This is a genomic window from Casimicrobium huifangae, from assembly GCF_009746125.1.
Lineage (GTDB): Bacteria > Pseudomonadota > Gammaproteobacteria > Burkholderiales > Casimicrobiaceae > Casimicrobium > Casimicrobium huifangae.
Genome location: NZ_CP041352.1, coordinates 3,119,305 through 3,140,619 on the forward strand (window position 1 = coordinate 3,119,305; position 21,315 = coordinate 3,140,619).

Here is a 21,315-nt window from a genome sequence, read left to right on the forward strand (position 1 = left end):
CCATCACAGCGCCACATCAAAAGAGAAGAACTCGGTTGCAGCATCGGCTGCGGCACTGCTCGGCGGTACAGCGCCGGCGATGATGTCGTCAATGTCGCCACCCATCGCCAGTGCCGTTGTTTCCACCCGCTGCTTCGCCGTCCGTACTGCCGCCCAGGGAATCGCCAGACCGCAACTGAACAGCACGGCGAGCGTGTTGACAAAGTAGAGCTTCGCCATCGGCCAGGTGCGAATCTGGCTGAACACGCGCACATTGGTCGAGACGGTGGTCAGGTTGAACGTCGCGTTGATCACGCGCGTCTGCGTGAAAGCAAACCACAGCAACGCGGCGAACGCTGCCGGTAACGCCGCGACGAGCCCCATCACAACCGGCAGCCACCGGCTCTTTGCCATCAGCTCAGTCATCCAGACACTGAACACCGCTCCGAAGATCACTGCCGACAGCAGGCCCGCCACCAGCATCAGTCCGATGCCCACCAGCAGACCGCGCAGGTGAATTGCGTAAAACGTGCGGACACGCGTCGTACAGGCTATCGGCGCGAGGCCAAAACGCGCGTGATTGAGCAGCAGCAGGCGGAACGCCCCGCTCAGATAGGGATACAGAACTGCCAGCACCAGGGTGGGAAGCAGCATCTTCCAGTCAAATTTCGCAAAGTCGGTCGGATCAAATACCGGCGGATACATGAGCGTCAGCAGCGCAACGAGTGGCAATGGCCACAAGGCTCGCAGACCATCCTTTGCACTGCCCTCAAACCGGAAACGCAGATTGCGGTGACTTGTATTGCCCAGATTGAAACGCAACGAGCTGACCACCAGCCACGGCGCCAGCGTCGCAATGATCAATGCAATCCACGGCGCATAACGCGGATTGATTTCACCGGTGAACCAGTACGCGACGAAGGCTGCACCAGCAATCAGCCGCCCACGCAGAATCGGCCACGGCTCGGCGTGGTACTCAAAATTGGCGCCTGCGACCCAGGTGTGACGTAGAAAGAAGCGCCGTTTGCGAATCTTTGCCCACGGCGACCACAGGCCGCAAGTGACGATGACGAGGAAAGTATTGACGATCCAGATTCGGAAATACTCTCCGGCTTCGCCAGTAAATCGGAATGGCTCGACGGCTTCGCCGGGACGGGCGGCCGGAGCGAGCGTCATCAGGTTCAATTCGGGATTGGACTCGCGCCCCTCAGCAGCATTGGCGGGCACATCGTAGGTGGGCGGAATGCCCACAAAGACATCGGACATGAGGTGCAGGTGTAGCTTTGCGGGTTGAAGGGATCGGTAGCGACTGCGTGGGCAAGCGTAGCGGAGTCGGGTTGTTTCACCAAGGAAAGTGCGGCTGCGCGTCGCGCCGCGTTTGAATTTGACACTCGTTTCGAACGGGCGTTATAGTCCGCCGCGCATGTAAGGGGGAATGAATTGCACCGGGCTCTACCCGTGACGATTCAAGGTGACAGGTGACGCGCGGGGAGGCGCAGAACCGGTCGCTACAACAACTCCATCGAACGAATCTGCTGTGCTGCTACCAGGCGGCACGATGGCTTCGTGCATCCCCTTTGCCGCAACGACGCGCACCCTTCACAAGAGGGTCGCGCACCCATTCATGTTGTCGCGTACGAAATTCAACACGGGAGGAGATGCAATGAAATTGAAGCAATCGGGATGGCGCAAGATCGCCATGGGTGCCGCCGCAGCGGGCCTTGGTCTGGCAGCGCTGGCACACGCCACCAACTACACACTCTGGGTGAACGGTCGCACCGGTGGTGGCCAGCTGGGCAACTATGCCGACTTCACCTATTGGGGCCCGGCAGGCACCGCTGCTGGCGTCAACAAGAAGGCCGTCAACTGGGACGGCTACAACAGCATCTCCAACCAGAATTACCTGGTACGCAACGCGCTCGATTGCTACTGCACCGGCAGCAACTGGTGCTACATCGGCGCCCATAGCGCTGGCAATCTGCAGGTCGGCTACACCCTCGCGATGTACGGCGGATCGTCACGTACGATCACCAACGCTTCACCCAATTCGTCAGGCGTCTGCGGTGCTTCGGGCGCCGGAACGCAAACCGGCTGGAACATCAAATGGGTGGACATCGCCGGTGGCGCAGCGGGAGGGTCCGAGCTGGCCGACGCTGGCAGCTGGGCGCTGAGCGAGCCGCTGGTCAGCGATCTCAAGACATCCACCTCACGCGCGATGTACGACCATAACCAGACGCGCGGCAAGATCTTCTACATGTTCGCCGGCGCCAAGGGCACGCTCTACTCCGGCATCCTGCCGGGGCAGGACGATGAGGCGATTGCCTATCACTCCAGCGGCGGCGTATCGGGCTCGTCTGGCGGCAGCTACTGCAACGCGTCCGACTGGTTCTGCAATGACCTGACCATGGGCACGGCAGCCAACGAAGGTGGCCGCGCCAAGTGGACCAACCACAACGTTCAGTTCCGCGACAACAACGAGGCATACAACCACTACACCAACGGCGGCTGGGGCGGCATCGTGTCGCGCGCAGTGGCCGACATGGTGGCGAATGCCCAGTAGCGACAGCGCTGCGCGTCCCCGAGCCCCCCGCCGCTGGCTGATTGCCCTGCTGCTGATCGCAGCAGCAGGCATCGGCGGCGGCGTCATTACGCTCAAGCGGCTCGCCTTCCCGGAGCCACCGCAGACGAGCCCGGCATCGATTGCGGCACTGCCGCCCGGCGTCACCACCATCAACGGCGCGCAGATACAACCCCGGCACCCCGGCATGGCACAACCCGGTGGCCCGCAGGACCCACTTGCCATCGCAGCCGCCAATGGCGACCCGAAGGCGCAGGAGGCACTCTGGGCGCAGCGCCTGGCCCGTGCCACCGAAGTGCTTGACCACTATCGCGAGCACACCAAGTATCCGTTCGACTCGCGCCCGGCCCGCGAGCACGCCGACCAGATGTACCCGAACCAGCCAGTGCGCGAGGAAGGCCGGCTGGTCAATCCCGGGCAGAAGCCGGCGCCGAATGTGCGCATCGTCTCGTCACAGGAACGCATCTATGTAGCGGGCAACGAGACCGTGCTGTTCACCGTCAGCGCAGTTGACGACACCGGCTCGGCGTTGCCGCTACAGGTCACGCGCGCGGTCGCACTTGACCCGCCGAAGGATGGCAAGCCTTCACAACGCAACAGTGTCAATCTGCCGTTCAATGACGAAGGCAACGCCGGCGACGCTGCCGCTGCTGACGGCGCCTGGAGTGCGCGCCTGTCACCCGCCACGCAGGGCTTCGCCGGCCACTTTGGCGTGATCCGCGTCGAGCTCACTTTGCAAGTTGGCAACCAGACCGGCTTCAAGTTCTTCGACGTGTTCTACACGCCCGATTCGCCAGCGACCTGGGTCGGTGGCGTACGTGAGGCCGTCGAGGCCGGATCACTCAATTTCTATTTGAAGGCTGACGTATTGCGCCCCGGCCGCTATGTCATCACAGGGCGCATCGACGACGCCAAAGGCCAGCCGTTCGCGCTAATCAGCTTCAACCACGAGCTGGCCAAGGGCACGCAGGACATCAAGCTCAACCTGTTCGGCAAGCTGCTGGTCGACGAAAAGCCTGCGTTTCCGCTCACGCTGCGCGACGTTGACGGCTTCCTGCTGATCCCCGATGCCGACCCCGACCGCGCCCTGATGGCACGCAGAGAAGGCAAGCTGCACACCTCACGAAGCTACCCGTTGACCGCATTCTCCGAAGCCGAATGGGACAGCGAAGAACGTCGCCGCTACCTCGAAGAATATGGCCGCGACGTGGAGTCCGCGCGCGCGCATCTGGAGCATGTGCGAAGGTCGATGAAGCCCTGAGTACAGGGCTGTGAATGCGGTTCTCGCCAACTCGACGCGCTCCTGTCGCAAAAAGGCAGACTAAGTGGACGAGGGAAACTGCATTGACTCAGTCACGCAGCGCGCAGAACGCAGCGCCCTGATCTTGCCATCCAGCAGCGCGCATTCTCATTGTGATGGATTCATCTGCAACATACCGGTACCTTGCCGGCGCATCTGGTTTGTTGGACGACATGTACAAGCGACGCACGGGCGCGTAGTCGGCTGAACTGCAGGTCCACACACCATCGCTTGTAGCAATTGCCTTTGGCGCCATGAATACGATGCCGTCGTAGCTAAGCTTGCCTCCCGCGACTGCCATACTGCGGAGGTTTGCCACTTCCACTTCATCAGCTGTGTAAAGATGGGACGGCGTACCTGTTCCAACAACCCCAAAGAAGCGATGCACAGGCACGAGGTCGTCGCCGACACGCGGCAGCCGAAACTCATTCGACGTTGAAGACCAGCCACCCCCAACAAAGCCGCGCAGTACGAAGTCTGTATCAGCACCAACGGATGACAGGAAATACAACTGCTGATCGGACGTATTGGCGACCGTCTGCAACTCGCGCACCAACGTATATGGCTTCGGCTTGACGCCTCGGAAATCGCTTCGCTCCTGAACAATGATTTGCTTCCCCTTCGCACAAATCTTTTGTTCAAGTGCGGCAGTGGTGTAGTAGTCCACGCCCCACGAGCCAGTAACGCCCGGACCCAAGCGGCGCGTCCACACAGGCACACCATAAGTTTCCAGCGCCGTCCAGTTGATCACGTCCGAGACCCACGGTGCGTAGAAGTTGCCGTGACTGTCAATCTTGACTTCGACCCAAGCGATCAGCGGATTGTTGTCGGCCTGTTCAGGTGGCACCAGGCAACTCGGCAATTGAACGATTGCAGAATGACAAACAGTCGGCAGAGCGATGCAAGCCAAGATCATCGCTACTACCGTTTTCCACATCTTTCGCACTGTACTCATGGCAACTCCTATCCAATGACATGCGCACCGTAAGCGGTACAACACAGAATTGATGATCAATTCTTACATTGTAAGTCTATGTGGGAGCATAGTCACTTGCACGCGGTCTTGGCACCATCCTCGGCGACAAGGGAGCAACAGCGGAATCTGGCGAGAATCGAAATTACAACGCTAAGCGGCGCTATGAATACGCACGTTCGCGATCCAGCCACGCGCCCGACGCTGCAAGCGGACATCAACATCCTCGCCGTCAAACGAGATGATTCCGCGTTTAAGCATTGACGAATCGACGTTGTCCATCGCATTGACGCTCACGACGGCGTAGATTTTCCCGTCGATTTCGCTGGTCACCACGGGTGCGACACCGCAAGTTGCGCAGACGTGAAAGTCTGCCGTCTTGGTGCCGAAGTGGTACTTGTTGACACGCCTGGAGTCGCCATAGAGCACGGTCAGCAAACCGGTCGGGCACGACGTCCAGACTCCGCCGTGTTTGACGCAGAATGAACAGCTACACGCCCGCGCCGGAATCTCTACTGGGTTGGGCGTCCAGTCGAGTTCGTAGCGGATATTGCCACAGTGGCAACTGCCTTGAATCAACACTTGCGATCTCCAGACTGAGGCGACTTATCCACCGTCATTCGGCCGGCGAAGTGTCAACTGCAGCATGCCATCGATGACTTCCACCTTCTGCAACGCGAATCTGGCAAAGCTGTCTTTCAGCGTATTGCCACGGATCGTGTAGATCGGCGTCGTCTGCAACACACCACGCAGCAGCAACGGCCCGCGCAGCTTGACGAGTTCCGCAACTTCTGGTGACATCCCTTTCATCTGCAGCTCGTCTATGCGGAGATCGTCAACAAAGACTTTCGCCTCACCCGGCACGTATCGGGGCTTGCCGGTAAACGCCGCAACGCCGGGATATTGACGGCTGCCAAGACTGGCAAGCAGCTCCGAACGAATGCCGATGCGATCACTGCCTTCGCTGAGGACGACGCTGGCGTTCACGATTTCCAGACAGGCAACCACCAGCGCACAACTGCGCAGCGGAAGCTTGGCTGACACGCGAGACTGGATCTCACTCTGCTCGATATTGATGCGAAATTCCGGCGAACTGCGCCACACAAGAAAGCCAGCAACCACCAGTGCGACGAGGGTCGCCACACTGGTGAGGATGGCTCGTCGCTTCAGCATCCGTTAGCAGTCGCCACTTGGTTCAGAGACGCGCCTCAAGCCGCTTTCACTGCTTCCGCGCTGGCAATGCCAATCACCACTTTCGTCGCATCAAAATCCGCCTTCAGCTGGACCTCTTTGGCCTTGGCTGCCTTGACGTGACGCTCCTTGACATGACCGTAGCCGCGAATGTCTTCTGGGACGGACGCGAGCTGCACCGCTAGCGCGTGATTGTGCGGCGCCAGTTTGGCGACAACCTCTTCGATCAGGCGACGGTAGTCCACCTTCAGCTGCTGCTCCATGCGGCGTTCGTCGGTGTTCTTGAAGATGTCGAACGCACCGCCACGCAAGCCCTTGCGGGATGCGAGGAAGCGGAACGCCTTCATCATCCACGGGCCGTACTGGCGCTTCTTGAGTTCGCCGGTGACCGGATCCTTCTTGGCAAACAGCGGCGGTGCGAGGTGGAAGTTGAGCTTGTAGTCACCCTCGAACTCCCGCGCGACGCGGGCTTCAAAATCACCGTTGCTGTGCAGACGGGCGACTTCGTACTCGTCCTTCACGGCAAGCAGCTTGAAGTAGTAGCGCGCGACCGCTTCAGTCAGGGCGGTTTTGCCCGGCAGTTTGGCGCCTTCCGCCTGACGCACAAAGGCCACGAAATCGCTGTAGGTTTTGGCGTAGGCCGCGTCCTGATAGTCGGTCAGGAACTTGGTGCGGCGCTCGATCATTTCGTCGAGCGATTCGCTGAGCTTGATGGTAGATGCGACAGCAATTTTCGGTGCCGCAATCTCTTCCACGCGCTTCAGGTCCACGGCTGCGCGGCGGCCCCAGAGGAACGCGTTTTTGTTCATTTCGATGGCGGCGCCGTTCAGCTCAATCGCGCGCAGGATGGTCGCTTCCAGCACCGGAACCAGCCCTTTCTGCCACGCGTAGCCGAGCACGAACAGGTTGGTCGCGATCGAGTCGCCCATCAGGCGCGTTGCCAGCTTCGTCGCATCAAGGAACGACACCGCATCGGCGCCGCACGCCTCGCTGATCTCACGCTCCATGCTGCCCAGCGGGAACTTGAGGTCAGCATTTTTGGTGAAGGTTGCCGGCATTACCACCGCCGAGTTGATCACAGCTTTTGTCACACCAACGGCCATCTTTGCGAGCGAATCCTCCGCGGTCGTCGTCAGCACGTCGCAGCCGAGCACCAGATTGGCCTCGCCCGCCGCCACGCGGGTGGCATTGAGCATGGCCTGCGTCGGCGCAATGCGCACGTGGCTCATCACGCTGCCATTCTTCTGCGCCAGGCCCGACATGTCGAGAATGGTGAGGCCCTTGCCTTCGAGGAAGGCGGCCATGCCGAGCACCTGGCCAACGGTCAGCACGCCGGTGCCGCCGATGCCGGTAACCAGCATGTTGAACGGCTTGGTCAGTTGAGGAATTGCTGGTGTCGGCAAGTCACCAAAGTCAGCCGCAGCGTCGGCACCGACTTTCTTTGGCTTCTTGAGCGCGCCGCCCTCGACAGTGACGAAGCTCGGGCAGAAGCCATTGACGCAGGAGAAATCCTTGTTGCAGTTCGACTGATCGATGGTGCGCTTGCGACCAAACTCGGTCTCCAGCGGCATCACCGACACGCAGTTCGACTTGACGCCACAGTCGCCGCAGCCTTCGCAGACGGCCTCGTTGATGACCACGCGCTTGGCCGGATCGGGGAATTTGCCGATCTTGCGGCGACGACGCTTCTCGGCGGCACAGGTCTGGTCGTACACGATCACCGTACAGCCGGGTGCCTCGCGGAATTCACGCTGGATTTCGTCGAGCTTCTCACGGTGATGGACCGGCACGTTGGACGGCAACGACACGCTTTCGTACTTCTCCGGCTCGTCGGTCACCACAGCAATCTTCTGCACGCCCTCGGCGCGCACCTGATTGATGATGGACAGCGGCGACAGCGGACCATCGTGCGGCTGGCCACCCGTCATCGCCACGGCGTCGTTGTAGAGGATCTTGTAGGTGATGTTCACCTTCGCGGCAATGCTCTGGCGGATCGCCAGCAGGCCCGAGTGGTAGTAGGTGCCATCACCGAGGTTGGCGAAGATGTGCTTCTCGTTGGTGAATGGTGCCTGGCCGACCCAGGGCACGCCCTCGCCGCCCATCTGGGTGAAGGTGCTGGCGCGGTCCATCCACACCGCCATGTAGTGGCAACCAATGCCGGCCACGGCACGCGATCCCTCGGGCACACGCGTGCTGGTGTTGTGCGGGCAGCCCGAGCAGAAGTACGGCGCACGCGCGATGTTGATAGTGGTCTTTGCCAGCGCGCGCTCTTTCTCATTGATCCACTCAACGCGCTGCTTGACCTTGTCGCTCACGTAGAACTTGGCAATGCGGCCCGCGATCACCCGCGCAATCATGGCTGGGGTCAGCTCGAACGGCGCCGGCAGCAGCCAGTCACCATGCGGACGCACCCATTCGCCCTTGGCGTCGAACTTGCCGACCACCTGCGGGCGCACATCTTCCTTCCAGTTGTAGAGCTGCTCTTTCAGCTGATATTCGAGCACCTGCCGCTTTTCTTCGACGACAAGGATTTCTTCGAGGCCCGACGCGAACTCGTGCACACCCTCCGGCTCCAGCGGCCACACCATGCCGACCTTGAACACCCGCAGGCCGATGGCCTTGGCGAGCTCGTCGTCAATCCCCAGATCTTCCAGCGCCTGGCGCACATCCAGATACGCCTTGCCTGCGGCCATGATGCCCAGGCGCGGGCGCGGTGAATCGATCACGATGCGATTCAGTTTGTTTACACGGGCGTAGTGAATCGCCATGTAAATCTTGTAATCGTGCATGAGCTTTTCCTGCTCAAGCGGCGTGTGCGGCCAGCGGATATTGACGCCGCCTTCCGGCAACGGAAAATCATCCGGGATGATCGGCTTCACACGGTCCGGGTCCACGATCACGCTGGCGGTGGATTCCACGGTGTCCGTCACCGCCTTCATGCCCACATAGCAGCCGGAATAACGGCTCATGGCGTAACCATGCACGCCGAGATCGAGATATTCCTGCACGCCCGCCGGATACAGCACCGGCACCACCGCGCTGATGAACTCATGATCGGACTGGTGCGGCAGCGTGGACGACTTGGCGCCGTGGTCATCGCCTGCAATCAGCAGCACACCGCCGTGCTTGCTGGTGCCCGCGTGATTGCCATGCTTGAACACGTCACCGCAGCGGTCCACGCCCGGCCCCTTGCCGTACCACATGGCGAACACGCCGTCGTACTTGGCGTTCGGGTAAAGATTGAGCTGCTGCGTGCCCCACACGGCGGTGGCACCCAATTCCTCGTTGACGCCCGGCACAAACTTGATGTGAGATTTTTCGAGGTGCTTTTTCGCTTTCCACGCGTTCTGGTCAATCGCGCCGAGTGGCGAGCCACGATAGCCCGAAATGAAACCGCCAGTGTTGAGCCCGGCCCGTTCGTCGATCTGCCGCTGCAGCATCATCAGGCGCAGCAACGCCTGCGAGCCGTTCATGTAGACGCGCCCCGAGGGCAGCGTAAAGCGGTCGTCGAGCGCGACGTCCTGGATGGCCCGTTGCACGGCCTCCGGTAACGACTGGGTGGGAAGCGGGGCTTGCGACATCGGGGACTCTCCTTATGGGTTCGCACAACAGACGGGATCGCCTCTGCATGCTGGAAATGTGGCATTTAGGTCAATTTTGTTGACCTTTTTGCAATACCCGAAATTTACCCGTTTACAGCCGTTTTGTCTGCACGGGAAAGCATGATCGCCATGCCGCTAGCATTGCGGCATTACCACCCCACAGGGCCTGCGACGAACATGTCGGATTCCACCCCCACGCCGGAAGAAAGCGCCAGAACCTGGGACACCCGAATCGGCGCTTACGTCAACTCGCTGCCCATGGAGCTGCGCCGCGACGAGGCCTACCTGCCACAGGACGTGGCCGCGATGAGCGCCTCGGCAAAGGTCAAGCTGCGCCGCATCTACGGTGTGATGGACCGGTTGAGTGCCGCGACGGAAGGCTACGTCGCCTGTCAGCGCGGTTGCGCAGACTGCTGCCGCATGAATGTGACTATCTCCGCACAGGAGGCAAGAATGATTGCCGAAGCGAGTGGCCGTATCGCCGCACCGCTGGCGACGAGTCGCGAACATGACAACCGCGAATTTCTCGGCCAGCCCTGCCCGTTTCTGGTCGACAACGCATGCTCCGTGTACGACGTCCGTCCACTGGTTTGTCGTAGCCATTTCAGCTTCGATGCCACCGCGCATTGGTGCGCGCCGGAACGATCCACCACAGTACAGATGCAACTGCTGCGCTTCAGCGGCGCACGACGAGCCTACGACGGCGTCGTCGGCGATGGGCCGGCGACAATCAAGGCAGACATCCGCGATTTCTTCCCGCCGGCATAGCGTCAACCGCACTGACTCGGGCTAACAGCTTTTCAGCGAGATTGCCTGTCAATCGGGGCTTGACGCCCTATTTCGGTGAAAGTCGATCGGCATCGGTGCTTTTTGGGTATCGGGTGGGTAGGTGCGGTGCTGCACAACGTAGCATCACGTCATGGTTAACCGTTCCCAGTTTTCGTTCTTTCACCGCCTGCGCGTCCGTTGGGCCGAGGTAGACCTGCAGCGCGTCGTCTTCAACGGCAACTACTTGCTCTACTTTGATGTCGCCTTCACCGAGTACTGGCGCCACACCGGACTACCTGATCCTTTGGCGCAGCAGGCGGCGGGCGCCGAACTGTTCGTACGCAAGGCGCAGATCGAGTATCACGGGTCGGCCGGCTTCGATGACGAGATCGACATCGGCGTTCGCTGCGCCCGCCTGGGCCGCAGCAGCATGACCATGGCACTTGCGATCTTCCGTGGTGACGAGCACCTGATTGATGGCGAACTGGTCTACGTGTACGCCGACGCTAACGAGAAGAAATCGGTCGCCATCCCGGCGGCGTGGCGCGCCCGCATCGGCGAACTGGAGCGGGTCACGCCGGACGGCGTGTGAAAGAAGTTTGGCGGCAAGTCGCTGTTTGCCCATTGCCCAGCAGGTCGCAGGCGGGCGTGACTACACCCCCGCCGTCATGCCACCATCCACGTAAAGGATGTGCCCGTTGACAAAGTCACTCGCTGGCGCGGCGAGGAAGATGACGGCGCCTTTCAACTCTTCGACATTACCCCAGCGGCCGGCCGGCGTGCGCTGCTTGAGCCAGGAGGTGAACTCGGCGTTCTGCACCAGCGACTGTGTGAGTTCAGTGTCGAAATAGCCTGGCCCAAGGCCGTTGATCTGAATGCCGTGCTTCGCCAGCTCAACACACATGCCCTTGGTCAGCATCTTGAGCGCGCCTTTTGACGCGGTATAAGGCACGATACTGGCGCGACCGAGCTCGGCGTTGACCGAGCAGACGTTGATGATCTTGCCGCGACCACGCGGGATCATGTGGCGCACGGTTGCCTGCGACAGTGCAAAGGCGCTCTCCACATTGGTTTGCAGGATGCGCTGGTATTCGGTGAGCGGAAAGTCAACGAAGGCGCTGCGATGGGTGACGCCGGTATTGTTGACGAGGATGTCGATGGCACCGATGTCGCGCTCGATGGCGTCAATGTGCTGCGCGGCGTTGGCGGTGTCGGTCACGTCAAACGCCTGTACCGATCCCTGTTCTCCGCGCGCCACAAAGGCGGCGGCCACGCGCTCGCACTTGGCACGGTCGCGGCCGTTCAGGATCACATGCGCACCCGCACTCGCCAGCGCCTCTGCCAGCGCAAGGCCAATGCCCTGCGAGGAGCCAGTGATGAGGGCGCGTTTGCCGGAAAGGTCGAATAGTGGATGCGTGTTCATGGCGACTAGGAGGAGTAGAAGGCGTACGTTGTCGGACGGGCTGCTTGTCGTGCACTCGGCCGCCAGCAATAATACGGACAGATACTGTCGATGGGGAGCAACAGTTGCAACGTCAAATCCAGAGCCCAAGCGCGGCGTCGGTGACCGGGCGGCCATGCCCCAATCAATGGGCGTTGGCAAAACACCTGGTCAGCGTCGTCGGCGCGGCGTTTGCCGTGCTCGCGTCGCAGTCCGCGAGCGCCGCTATTGACGACATCGCAGCAGGTTACGCGGCGACGTGCATCGTGGTCGACGGCGGCGTGCGATGCTGGGGCAGCGGCGGCAGCGCTGTTGGCGCCTCGGACGGCCAGTCGACCGCGCCCGTGCAGATGATCGCCGCCAGCAGTGGGGCCACTCGCGTCGCTGTCGGGCGCGACCATGCCTGCGCGGTGGTGGCAGGTGGCCTCGTGTGTTGGGGCAACCAGACAGCCGGCGCCCTCGGCAATGGCGCGACTTCCGGCTACACCACCCCCGTGCAATCCGTCTCCGCCGGCGCGGGAATCACGGCGGTGGCAGCCGGCGACAGTTTCACGTGTGTACTGCAAGGCGGCGGCGTCCGCTGCACTGGCACGAACACGATGGGGCAACTGGGCGACAACACGGCCGCGTCTCGCTCTGCGTTCGGCGATGTCACGGGTATGGGTTCCGGCACCGGTTACGTCGCGCTGGCTGCTGGAGGCTTTCACGCCTGCGCCGCCACCAGCGCGAGCGGGGGGCTGTATTGCTGGGGGCAAAACACTTATGGTCAACTTTTTCGCAATTCGCCTACGACTGCGTTTTTGCCGTTCCAGGCGGACCTTTCTGCGCCGGTTAGTGCCGTCCGAGCGGGCACAAGTGCCTCGTGTGGTCTGCTCGCCGATACCAGCGTCTGGTGCTACGGCTATGCCGCGTCGGGACAGCTCGGCAATGGCCTCCTTGTCCAGACCTTGGCCCCTGCGATTTCCAGTGGAGCGTCCGACGTGTCGCTGGGTCTCGGTCATGCGTGCGCGATCGTGAATGGCGGCATCCAGTGCTGGGGAAACAACTTATCGTTGTCCATACTTGGCAACGATGTCACTGGTGGAATCCAGCCTTCTCCCATACAAGTGCCAACATTTCCTGCCGGGTCTGGCGCAACACGCGTCGCCGCTGCGACAGCACACACCTGTGCGATCGTGAATGGCGGGGTGCGTTGTTGGGGATCAGACGGCAGTTCACGTCTCGGCTTTTTCTTTGATGTCCCGGTGAACGTCAGCCGATTTGGGCCTGGGAACGGTACGGTCACCTCCCAAGGCGGGGAAGTCAACTGCGGCGGCATCTGCCGTGCATGGTTTGTCTACAACAGCAATGTGGTGCTCACTGCAACGCCCACGGCTGGCGCGACCCTCCTGCGGTGGGATGGCGTTACCTGCACTGAAGGGAACACCGGCCCGACGTGCTCATTCGCGCTCGACCTGCCTTCGTTCGGTCAGGCGAACGTACGCGTCATCTTTGGCAAGCCGATGCTCAATATTGACAACTCCGCCGCCGCGACTGCGGCAGACCCGGCGACCGACGGCATATTGCTGCTGCGCTACCTGCTCGGGTTCCGCGGCGCAACGCTGATCGCCAACGCCCGTGGCAGCGCGGGCGCCAGCCCGCTGCGCGATGCAACCGAGATCGAAGCGTATCTCGCCGCCAATCTCGGTGCGCTTGATGTAGATCGCGACGGTCAAACGCTTGCGCTGACTGACGGCCTGATGATTCTGCGCCGGCTACTCGGCCTCGACGGCGCAGCGGTAACTGCAGGCGTCAATCGTGGCCCCAACAGCGACGCGGATGTGCTGACCTGGATCGACGCGCTGAAGCCTTGATCGGGCGCTGAAGCCCTGACATCACGTCACGCAGCGACCAGACAGCAAGCCTGTATAAAACGACGGCTGCGGCGCCACGTCTGCCTCGGTGGGCAACTGCCTGGGGCCGAGGACGAAGGGACGAGAACATGTTGATGGCAATGCTTTACGGCGCGAAAGATTTGCGCCTGGAACGCGGCGACGAGCCGCCGGTGGGCGACGGACAGGTCAAGGTGCGCTTCGGCGCGGGCGGCATCTGTGGCAGTGACCTTTCGTACTACGGCAAAGGCCGCGTGGGAGATTTCGCGGTGATGCAGCCGCTTTGCCTTGGCCACGAAGTTTCCGGCGAGGTGGTGGAAGTGGGCGCCGGTGTTACCCGCGTGAAAAAGGGCGATCGCGTGGCGATCAACCCGAACCAGCCTTGCCGCATCTGTCGCACTTGCGTGGCTGGCAAAGGGCATCTGTGTCTGAAAATGAATTTCTACGGCAGCGCAGCGGTGTTTCCGCACATTCAGGGCGTGTTCCGCGAGGTGATTGTCGCCAGCGAGGCACAGTGCTTTCCGGTGCCACAAAGCTGTGACTTCCGCACGGCAGCGATGGCGGAGCCGCTGGCCGTGGCGCTGCACGCGGTACGCCGCGCTGGCTCGCTGGTCGGCAAGTCGGTGCTGGTCACTGGCGTCGGCCCGATCGGCAGCCTTTGCGTGCTCGCGGCGCGGCGGGCGGGCGCCGCCCGCATCGTGGTAACCGACGTTGCCGACGGGGCGCTGAAGCGCGCCGGGGCGCTGGGCATCGACGACGCCGTCAACGCCGTGAGTGCGCCCGAGCGCGTTGAGGCCTGGTACGCCAACAAGGGCAGCTTCGACGTGACCTTTGAATGCTCCGGCAATGCTGCCGCCATGACCACCGCCATTCAGGCCACCGCGTCGGGCGGTTGCGTGGTGCAGGTGGGGATGATCGCAGGGCCGACGGCCGACATCCCGGTCAACCGCTTCGTCTCGCGCGAAGTGGATCTGCTCGGCGCCTTCCGCTTTGACAGCGAATATGGGGCCGCAGTGCGTGAGCTGGCCACGGGCGGCATCGACGTGTCGCCGCTGCTAACCCATACCTTCAAGATGACCGCGGCCAACGATGCCTTCGCCGTCGCGGCAGACCGGTCACAAAGCATGAAGGTGCATCTGGTGTTCGGCTGACACCCCACCGGCGCCTTTAGCAGGGCGCGAGTGATCGAACAGTGCACGTCGTCGGGCGATTTGTTTCGCTGGGCGGAATTCTGCGTACACATATGTCAATGACAATGTACTATCCCATTGTCATTTTCATAAGCTGTACGAGGTGTTGCTGTGCTTGCAAATCGAGAACACTGTCATACTGAACGTCCTTTTTTGGCCGTTTGCGACCGCACATGGCGTTCAGCGGTGGCGTCTGTCATGCTATTGGCATCGTCGATCGCGTTGGCGGCACCGGCCCGCGACATCGTGATCGCACAGGTGGCGCCGCAAACGGGCGTCCAGGCCAGCTCGGGCAAGGCCTACACCGCCGGTCTGCGGCTGGGATTCACTGCCGCCAACGCGAACGGCGGCATCAATGGCGTCCCGGTGCGGCTGGTCACGGTTGACGATGCCTACAAGCCCGAAGAAACCGTGCGGCTGGCCAAAGAACTGCTCGCCAGGGAATCGCCGGTGGCCTTTGCCGCCACGGTGGGCACCGCCAACGCCGATGCCCTGATCAAGGCCGGCGTACTGACGGAAAGCGGCGTGCCGCTGGTGGGCCCGAGTTCCGGCGCCGGCAGCGTGATTGGCCAGCCGGGCATTTACAGCACCAAGGCCAGCTACGCCGATGAGGTGAACCAGCTCTTTTCCACGCTCAACAGCATGGGGCTGTCACGTGTGGCTGTGCTTTATCAGGACGACGGCTATGGCCGCGACCTGCTCAACAGCGCCAACGCACTGGCCCCGAAATACAAGATCGAGCTGGTGGCCCGCAGCCCCTACGACCGGATCACCGGCAACGTCGAGAAGCCGATCAACGACTTGCTCAAGGTCGATACGCAAGTCATCTTTCTCGCCGCCATTTCGGCGCCGGCAGCCAACTTCATCAAGGGTTACAAGCAGCGTGGCGGCACCGCCATGCTGATCGGCCCGTCGCCGGTGGATATTGCCTATCTGCAGAAGAACCTCAGCAAGGAGCAATTGCGCGGCTATGTCGCCTCCACCGTGGGGCCGATCGAAACCCGCACCTCGCTGCCCATCATCCGCGACTACCTGAAGCTCAAGGCTGCCAATCCCTCGCCAGACTACGGCATTCGCTCGCTTGAGGGCTACGTGACAGCGCGGGTGATCGTGGCTGGGCTGCAGCGCGGCAAGGCCACGCCCGATGGCCTGCAGCAGGGGCTGAAGTCGATCCGCGCACTTGACCTGGGCGGCGTCAGCGTCGACTACTCGGACTTGAAGCGCGGCGGCAGCAACTACGTCGATTTCGTCACCATCGACCGTTCCGGCTCGATTGTGCGTTAACAGCCATTCGCTGAAACCAGCATCCGAACTGGGCTTGGGTGCCGATTTCCCATAAAGTCGAGTTAGTGCAAAAACGTGCTTTAAGCCCAATTGAAATGCGGATTTTCATGAAAAGCTGATTGACCAGGCTGTGGCATTGCGTCCTGCCGACGCAAGCCGCCTGACGAAGGGAAGTTTCTCGCGTCCATAAAATCGGGCAATCGCGTCGGTAACGGCGCCCGCTTTCTGCCGCCCGCTCATGCTCGACTGCATCACCCTCGAACCCGACTCACCCGCCACCGCCTGTGTCATCTGGATGCATGGCCTTGGCGCTGACGGCAACGATTTCGTCCCCATCGTCCCTGAGCTGAATCTGCCCACCGGGCACGGCGTGCGCTTTGTATTCCCCAACGCACCAACGATGCCAGTCACCATCAACGGCGGCTATGTCATGCGCGCCTGGTACGACATCATCTCTGCCGAGCTGGACAAACGCGCCGACGAGGGCGGCGTGCGCCGCAGTCAGGCGCTGATCGAGGAACTGATCGCCGACCAGCGCAGCAAGGGCATTGCCGCTGATCGCATCCTGCTCGCGGGTTTCTCACAGGGTGGCGTGATCGCCTTGCAGACGGGTTTGCGACACCCGGACAAGCTCGCCGGCATCATGGCGCTCTCCACCTATCTGGCCTGCGCTGACTCGCTCGGGGTTGAGGCTTCGGCCGCCAACCGGCAGATTCCGCTGTTCATGGTGCATGGTTCGATGGACCCGGTGATTCCGGTCGCGCTCGCCAAGCTGTCGAAGGCACGACTGGAGACCCACGGCTACAAAGTCGAATGGCATGAATACGGCATGCCGCACTCAGTGTGCGCCGAGGAAATTGACGACATCGCGGCGTTCCTGAAGCGCGTGCTGGCGCTTTGATCCGGCTTCATTCCATCAACAGCATGCAGCGTTGCGCATCGTGGCGGTGACGTCCTGCCCGTCGCCGCTCGACGCGCTGCTTGATGAGCTGCACGATGCGGACGTACGCCGCCTCGCCTGGAGCATCGGCTCGCCAGCACTGTTCGACGCCCGCCGCCCCGAATGGCAAGGCCGGCTGCGCGACGATGACTGGTCGCAGCAAGAGCTGACGCGCTGCCACGAATGGCTGCTCGCGCTCGACCGTGATCCGGCGTCGCTGTACGAGGCGCTGGGCGACCCGACAGTCGCCACGCCGCTCGGCCATACCTTCGAAAAGTTCGTGCTGTTCTGGCAGGCGGCGCGACCAGATGTGCGCGCCGCGACGCGCGGCCTGATCGTACGTGAGGGCGGGCGCACCCGCGGCGAATTCGACATCGTGCTGTTGCGCCACGATGGCGTGATTGAAACCCTGGAAGTGACGGTCAAGTTCTACCTGAATCTGCGCCCCGATCTCGGTATCGATGGCTGCATCGGTCCGCGCGCCTTCGACCGCATGAGCGACAAATACGCCAAGATGACCACGCGGCAGACCGATCTCGGCCACACCGACGCCGGGCGCGCCACCATCGCACGCTGGCTGGAGCAATGCAGTGGCGAGACGGTCGACGCTGATGCGCTGCTTGTGGAAAACCACGCCCTCGCCAGAGGCTATGTGTTTCACACAGCGGCAGACGTGGCGATACCGGTCGAGCTGTCACCCGTCCACAACCGCGGCCTGTGGCAGACCGACGAACAGCCGCTGCCAGACGTCGTACCGGACCAGTGGCGCCTGCTCAGTGGCCGCGAGTGGCTGGGCAACTATCGCGGCAACCCGCAGGAAAGCGGATGGCCCATTGATCCGGCAATGCCACGACTATTGGCGCAGGTCGCGGGCGTTGGCGAAGACGCCACCGTGTGCGAGGTTGCGCGTCGCTTTGTCGTGCGCGCAGACGCCGGTCTGCTCAAATCGGTCTGAAATGACGATAAACGACCGCCTGCCGGCAGCCACCGATTACCGGGCCGATATCGACGGACTGCGCGCAGTCGCCGTCCTGTCGGTGATGCTCTATCACCTGAGCGCACACTGGCTGCCCGGTGGTTTTGTCGGCGTTGACATCTTCTTCGTCATTTCCGGCTTTGTGGTGAGTGCCTCGCTCACCCATGCGCCGAGCGACCGCTTTCACCGCTTCGTCGCCTTTTTCTATGCCCGACGGCTGCTGCGCATCGGCCCGGCGCTGGTGCTGGTGTTGCTGACCTCGGTGCTTGCGGCTTCGCTGTTCATTCCACGCGCGTGGCTGAGCGAATTCAACGAACGCACGGCGCTGTACGCGTTCTTCGGTCTCAGCAACTGGGTCTTGCAAACCAACGCAGACACCTACTTCGCGCCTCGCGCGGAGTTCAATCCTTACACCCACACCTGGTCGCTTGGCGTGGAAGAGCAGTTTTATCTGGCCTTCCCCTTCCTGTTTTTCGCCTGGGTCAAGCTGCGCGACAGCAAGCGAGGCCGCGTTGCGGCAACCGCGGCGCTGGCGCTGCTTGGCGCTGCATCGCTCGCAGCCTGCGTGTGGGCGACGAAACAGATGCCAGCTGCTGCCTTCTACGGCATCGCGTTTCGCTTCTGGGAGCTGGCCGTTGGCGTGCTGCTGTTTCAGCTGACCGCGAGCAACAGCAACGCAGAAGCACCCGATCGTCGCAATGTGTCGAGGTGGCTGGCGAGTGCCGGACCATGGCTGGGTGCTGCGGCTATTGCTGCCAGCTTCGCGTTGGTCGACGCCACGGCGTTCCCGTGGTTCTGGGCGCTGCCACCGGTGCTGGCGGCGGCAGCAGTCATCGGGGGTTGCAACGCCAATGTCGAACATCCGGTGCGCCGCCTGCTGGCTCATCCGATGGCCGTCTGGATTGGCAAGCGCTCCTATTCGCTCTACCTCTGGCATTGGCCGGTGTTTGTGCTGTTGCGCTGGACCATGGGGCTGGACGACTTCGCCACCCGTGCTGCAGCCCTGCTGTTGTCATTTGTGCTGGCCACACTCGCCTACCGATGGGTTGAATTGCCGGTTCGCCAGCACCGCGGCCTTGCCCGACTATCACCGGCGATGCGAATCGGCGTGCTGCTTGCCATGATTGTGCTGGGATGGGGAGCCGCCCGCCTGATCCTGACCCAGCAACGGCACCTGAGCCTCAGCACGGTGGCACGCAACGCCGACGAGTGGTACGTCACCAGCCGCATGCCGGTGCAACTGATGCCACCCGAGACAAGTACGCGGCACTGTGAGGTTGGTGTCCGATATCGTGCACTGGCCGGTGGTCAGGTCATCTCATTCGAGCCCGCCCGCTGCCCGAATGTGCCCAAACCTCTGAACGGCAAGCTCAGCGTGATTGGCGACTCGCATGCCACCGCCTACTTGCCGCTGTTCGATCAGTTGAGCGCGGAGCTGGGCGTCAAAGTCAACGTCTATACCTACCCCGGTTGCGCGTTTGTCGACCTTCGGATGCCGATGAACATCGGTCGCGGACCAGGCTGCGTTGCATTTGCCCGCGAGGCAGCGGCCGAAGTAGCACGCGACGCAAGTCCCTCGGATGTACTGTTCCTCGCCTCCCTGCGGCAGCCGCGTTTTGCCGATCAATGGGCGGCGTTTGACCAGAGCGAAGTGCTTGCCGTTGCCCAAAGCGATACGCTGCGGCAGTGGTCACGTGAAGCACGCGATGAGGCGCCGGTGCTGCTGCGACCGGTGCTGGCGGCAGGCGTGAAGGTGCTCTTCGATGCACCAAAACCTGTGTTCTTGAGCCCGACCTTCCGCTGTGCAGACTGGTTCAATCGCGGCAATCCGGTGTGTCGAGGCGGCCTGCAGCAAACGCGTTCCTCGCTGGAGAATCTGCGCGCGCCGGTTATGGACAGCATCAGCGCTGTCGCCAGCGGCAATCCCGCGATTGCTGTGTGGGACAGCTTGCCGCTGCTGTGCCCGGAGGCGACCTGCAGCGCCCTGCAGGGGCAGCGCCCACTGTTCTTCGATGGTGACCACCTGAGCGCTTATGGCAACGCACGGCTCTATCCGGCGTTCCGCAGTACGGTGACGGCGCTGATGACGACGGGACGTTAAGCGCCCGGCCGACGCGCAGATTGGCGAGGATGCGGCCGGCAAGCGAGAACGAAGCGATGGCGAATTCGTCAGGCGGCCATACGCTAGAGTTGCGTGATGTCTGCGCCCTGCATCGATATCCACAGTCATTTCTTCCCGCGTAACGCACCCGACTTCGCCCGGAAACTCGGCGCCGGATCGGGGCCGTGGGTGACGCTGCACGACCATGGCGATGGCACCGGCATGATGATGCTTGGCGACAAGCCGTTCCGACCGGTGCATTCGGCGTTGTGGGACACGGCAGCGCGGCTGGTCGAGATGGATGCCAGCCACGTTGAAACGCAAATCATCTGCGCGACGCCGGTGATGTTTGCCTACGACGCGCCCGCCGTGGAGGCAGCTTATGTCGCTGCCTCGTACAACGACCTTGCGATCGAGTTCTGCGCACCTTCAGGCGGGCGCATCCGCGCGCTCGCACAGGTGCCACTGCAGGACGCCGACCTTGCCTGTGCCGAGCTGACCCGCGCGATGCGCGCAGGATGCGTCGGCGTGCAGATTGGCAACCACGTCGGTCCGCGCGAAATGGACGACGAAGGCATCGTGCGTTTTTTGGCGCATTGTGCGCATGAGGGCGCTGCCGTGCTGGTGCATCCCTGGGACATGATGGGCGGCGAACGGCTCAAGCGCTGGATGAGCGCCTGGACTGTCGCGATGCCAGCCGAGACGCAATTCGGCATCATGGCAATGATTCTGGGCGGCGCGTTTGACCGGCTGCCGCGTGATCTCCGCATCTGTTTTGCGCATGGCGGCGGTGGTTTTCCGTACCTGCTTGGCCGCCTGGAGAATGCGTGGCATCGCCGTGACGTCGTGCGTGGTGATTCGAAACATCCGCCGAGTCACTATCTCGACCGTTTCAGCGTCGACAGCGCGGTGTTTGACCCACGCGCGCTGCGGCTGCTGATCGATACGATGGGCACAAATCGCATCATGGTTGGCAGCGACGCGCCCTTCCCGCTCGGCGAAGAGCACATTGGCGATCTGGTGCGCAATCAGCCGGACGTTAACCCCGCTGACCGGGCCGCAATTTTGAGGGACAATGCAAAGACCTTTTTCCGGCTCTGAGTCCACGTGCGTTGGACGCA

General features: G+C 62.1%; 17 protein-coding genes. 11 read left to right on the forward strand and 6 right to left on the reverse strand.

Translation table 11 applies throughout. The annotated features are described in order from the left end of the window. Positions 1–3: 3 nt before the first annotated feature. Positions 4–1,245 (reverse strand): YjgN family protein, encoded by a 1,242-nt coding sequence (locus FKL89_RS14100; RefSeq protein WP_156863409.1) that lies wholly within the window; start codon positions 1,243–1,245, stop codon positions 4–6. Positions 1,246–1,678: 433 nt separating this feature from the next. Here FKL89_RS14100 and FKL89_RS14105 point away from each other — a divergent pair, with 433 nt between their 5' ends. Together FKL89_RS14105 and FKL89_RS14110 are read left to right on the forward strand one after the other, a co-directional pair. Beyond that, on the forward strand, positions 1,679–2,539 hold the full coding sequence (locus FKL89_RS14105) for a hypothetical protein (RefSeq protein WP_156864717.1): 861 nt from the start codon (positions 1,679–1,681) through the stop codon (positions 2,537–2,539). Then, the gene (locus FKL89_RS14110) at positions 2,529–3,818 is read left to right on the forward strand and encodes a choice-of-anchor X domain-containing protein (RefSeq protein WP_156863410.1); all 1,290 of its coding nucleotides are present in this window, start codon (positions 2,529–2,531) and stop codon (positions 3,816–3,818) included. Before FKL89_RS14105 ends, FKL89_RS14110 begins: the two co-directional genes overlap by 11 nt. Before the next feature lie 88 nt (positions 3,819–3,906). Here FKL89_RS14110 and FKL89_RS14115 read toward each other — a convergent pair whose 3' ends face one another. The 4 genes from FKL89_RS14115 to FKL89_RS14130 form a co-directional block, all read right to left on the reverse strand. Continuing rightward, a complete protein-coding gene (locus FKL89_RS14115; protein WP_156863411.1) occupies positions 3,907–4,812 on the reverse strand; it encodes a hypothetical protein in 906 nt (301 codons plus the stop codon). Positions 4,813–4,983: 171 nt separating this feature from the next. Then, positions 4,984–5,412 (reverse strand): GFA family protein, encoded by a 429-nt coding sequence (locus FKL89_RS14120; protein WP_156863412.1) that lies wholly within the window; start codon positions 5,410–5,412, stop codon positions 4,984–4,986. A 24-nt stretch (positions 5,413–5,436) separates the two neighbouring features. Then, a complete protein-coding gene (locus FKL89_RS14125) occupies positions 5,437–6,003 on the reverse strand; it encodes a DUF1439 domain-containing protein (RefSeq protein ID WP_156863413.1) in 567 nt (188 codons plus the stop codon). Between the two features lie 35 nt (positions 6,004–6,038). Next, positions 6,039–9,602 carry an indolepyruvate ferredoxin oxidoreductase family protein gene (locus FKL89_RS14130; protein WP_156863414.1) on the reverse strand — a complete coding sequence of 1,188 codons (3,564 nt, stop codon included), beginning with the start codon at positions 9,600–9,602 and terminating at the stop codon, positions 6,039–6,041. Between the two features lie 198 nt (positions 9,603–9,800). Here FKL89_RS14130 and FKL89_RS14135 point away from each other — a divergent pair, with 198 nt between their 5' ends. Then, a complete protein-coding gene (locus tag FKL89_RS14135) occupies positions 9,801–10,391 on the forward strand; it encodes a YkgJ family cysteine cluster protein (protein WP_162527523.1) in 591 nt (196 codons plus the stop codon). 151 nt (positions 10,392–10,542) lie between these two features. Continuing rightward, positions 10,543–10,983, forward strand: a complete 441-nt coding sequence (locus FKL89_RS14140) for an acyl-CoA thioesterase (RefSeq protein WP_156863416.1) — start codon at positions 10,543–10,545, stop codon at positions 10,981–10,983. Positions 10,984–11,043: 60 nt separating this feature from the next. Here FKL89_RS14140 and FKL89_RS14145 read toward each other — a convergent pair whose 3' ends face one another. Further along, a complete protein-coding gene (locus FKL89_RS14145; RefSeq protein WP_156863417.1) occupies positions 11,044–11,814 on the reverse strand; it encodes a glucose 1-dehydrogenase in 771 nt (256 codons plus the stop codon). A gap of 173 nt (positions 11,815–11,987) precedes the next feature. On the opposite strand from FKL89_RS14145, the gene FKL89_RS14150 reads away from it, so the two are divergent. The 7 genes from FKL89_RS14150 (at position 11,988) to FKL89_RS14180 (ending at position 21,295) form a co-directional block, all read left to right on the forward strand. Next, positions 11,988–13,685: an RCC1 domain-containing protein gene (locus tag FKL89_RS14150; RefSeq protein ID WP_156863418.1), complete on the forward strand. Its 1,698-nt coding sequence runs from the start codon at positions 11,988–11,990 to the stop codon at positions 13,683–13,685. A 128-nt stretch (positions 13,686–13,813) separates the two neighbouring features. Further along, the gene (locus tag FKL89_RS14155; RefSeq protein WP_156863419.1) at positions 13,814–14,854 is read left to right on the forward strand and encodes an L-idonate 5-dehydrogenase; all 1,041 of its coding nucleotides are present in this window, start codon (positions 13,814–13,816) and stop codon (positions 14,852–14,854) included. A 237-nt stretch (positions 14,855–15,091) separates the two neighbouring features. Further along, positions 15,092–16,177, forward strand: coding sequence for an ABC transporter substrate-binding protein (locus tag FKL89_RS14160; RefSeq protein ID WP_156863420.1), 1,086 nt, complete (start codon positions 15,092–15,094; stop codon positions 16,175–16,177). Between the two features lie 238 nt (positions 16,178–16,415). Next, on the forward strand, positions 16,416–17,078 hold the full coding sequence (locus tag FKL89_RS14165; RefSeq protein ID WP_156863421.1) for an alpha/beta hydrolase: 663 nt from the start codon (positions 16,416–16,418) through the stop codon (positions 17,076–17,078). Positions 17,079–17,118: 40 nt separating this feature from the next. Beyond that, positions 17,119–18,072 (forward strand): DUF1853 family protein, encoded by a 954-nt coding sequence (locus FKL89_RS14170; protein WP_238363608.1) that lies wholly within the window; start codon positions 17,119–17,121, stop codon positions 18,070–18,072. A gap of 1 nt (position 18,073) precedes the next feature. Then, positions 18,074–20,194, forward strand: coding sequence for an acyltransferase family protein (locus FKL89_RS14175; RefSeq protein WP_156863423.1), 2,121 nt, complete (start codon positions 18,074–18,076; stop codon positions 20,192–20,194). Between the two features lie 96 nt (positions 20,195–20,290). Beyond that, entirely contained in the window at positions 20,291–21,295 is a 1,005-nt protein-coding gene (locus tag FKL89_RS14180; RefSeq protein WP_156863424.1) for an amidohydrolase family protein, read from the forward strand. The last annotated feature ends 20 nt before the right edge of the window (positions 21,296–21,315 follow it).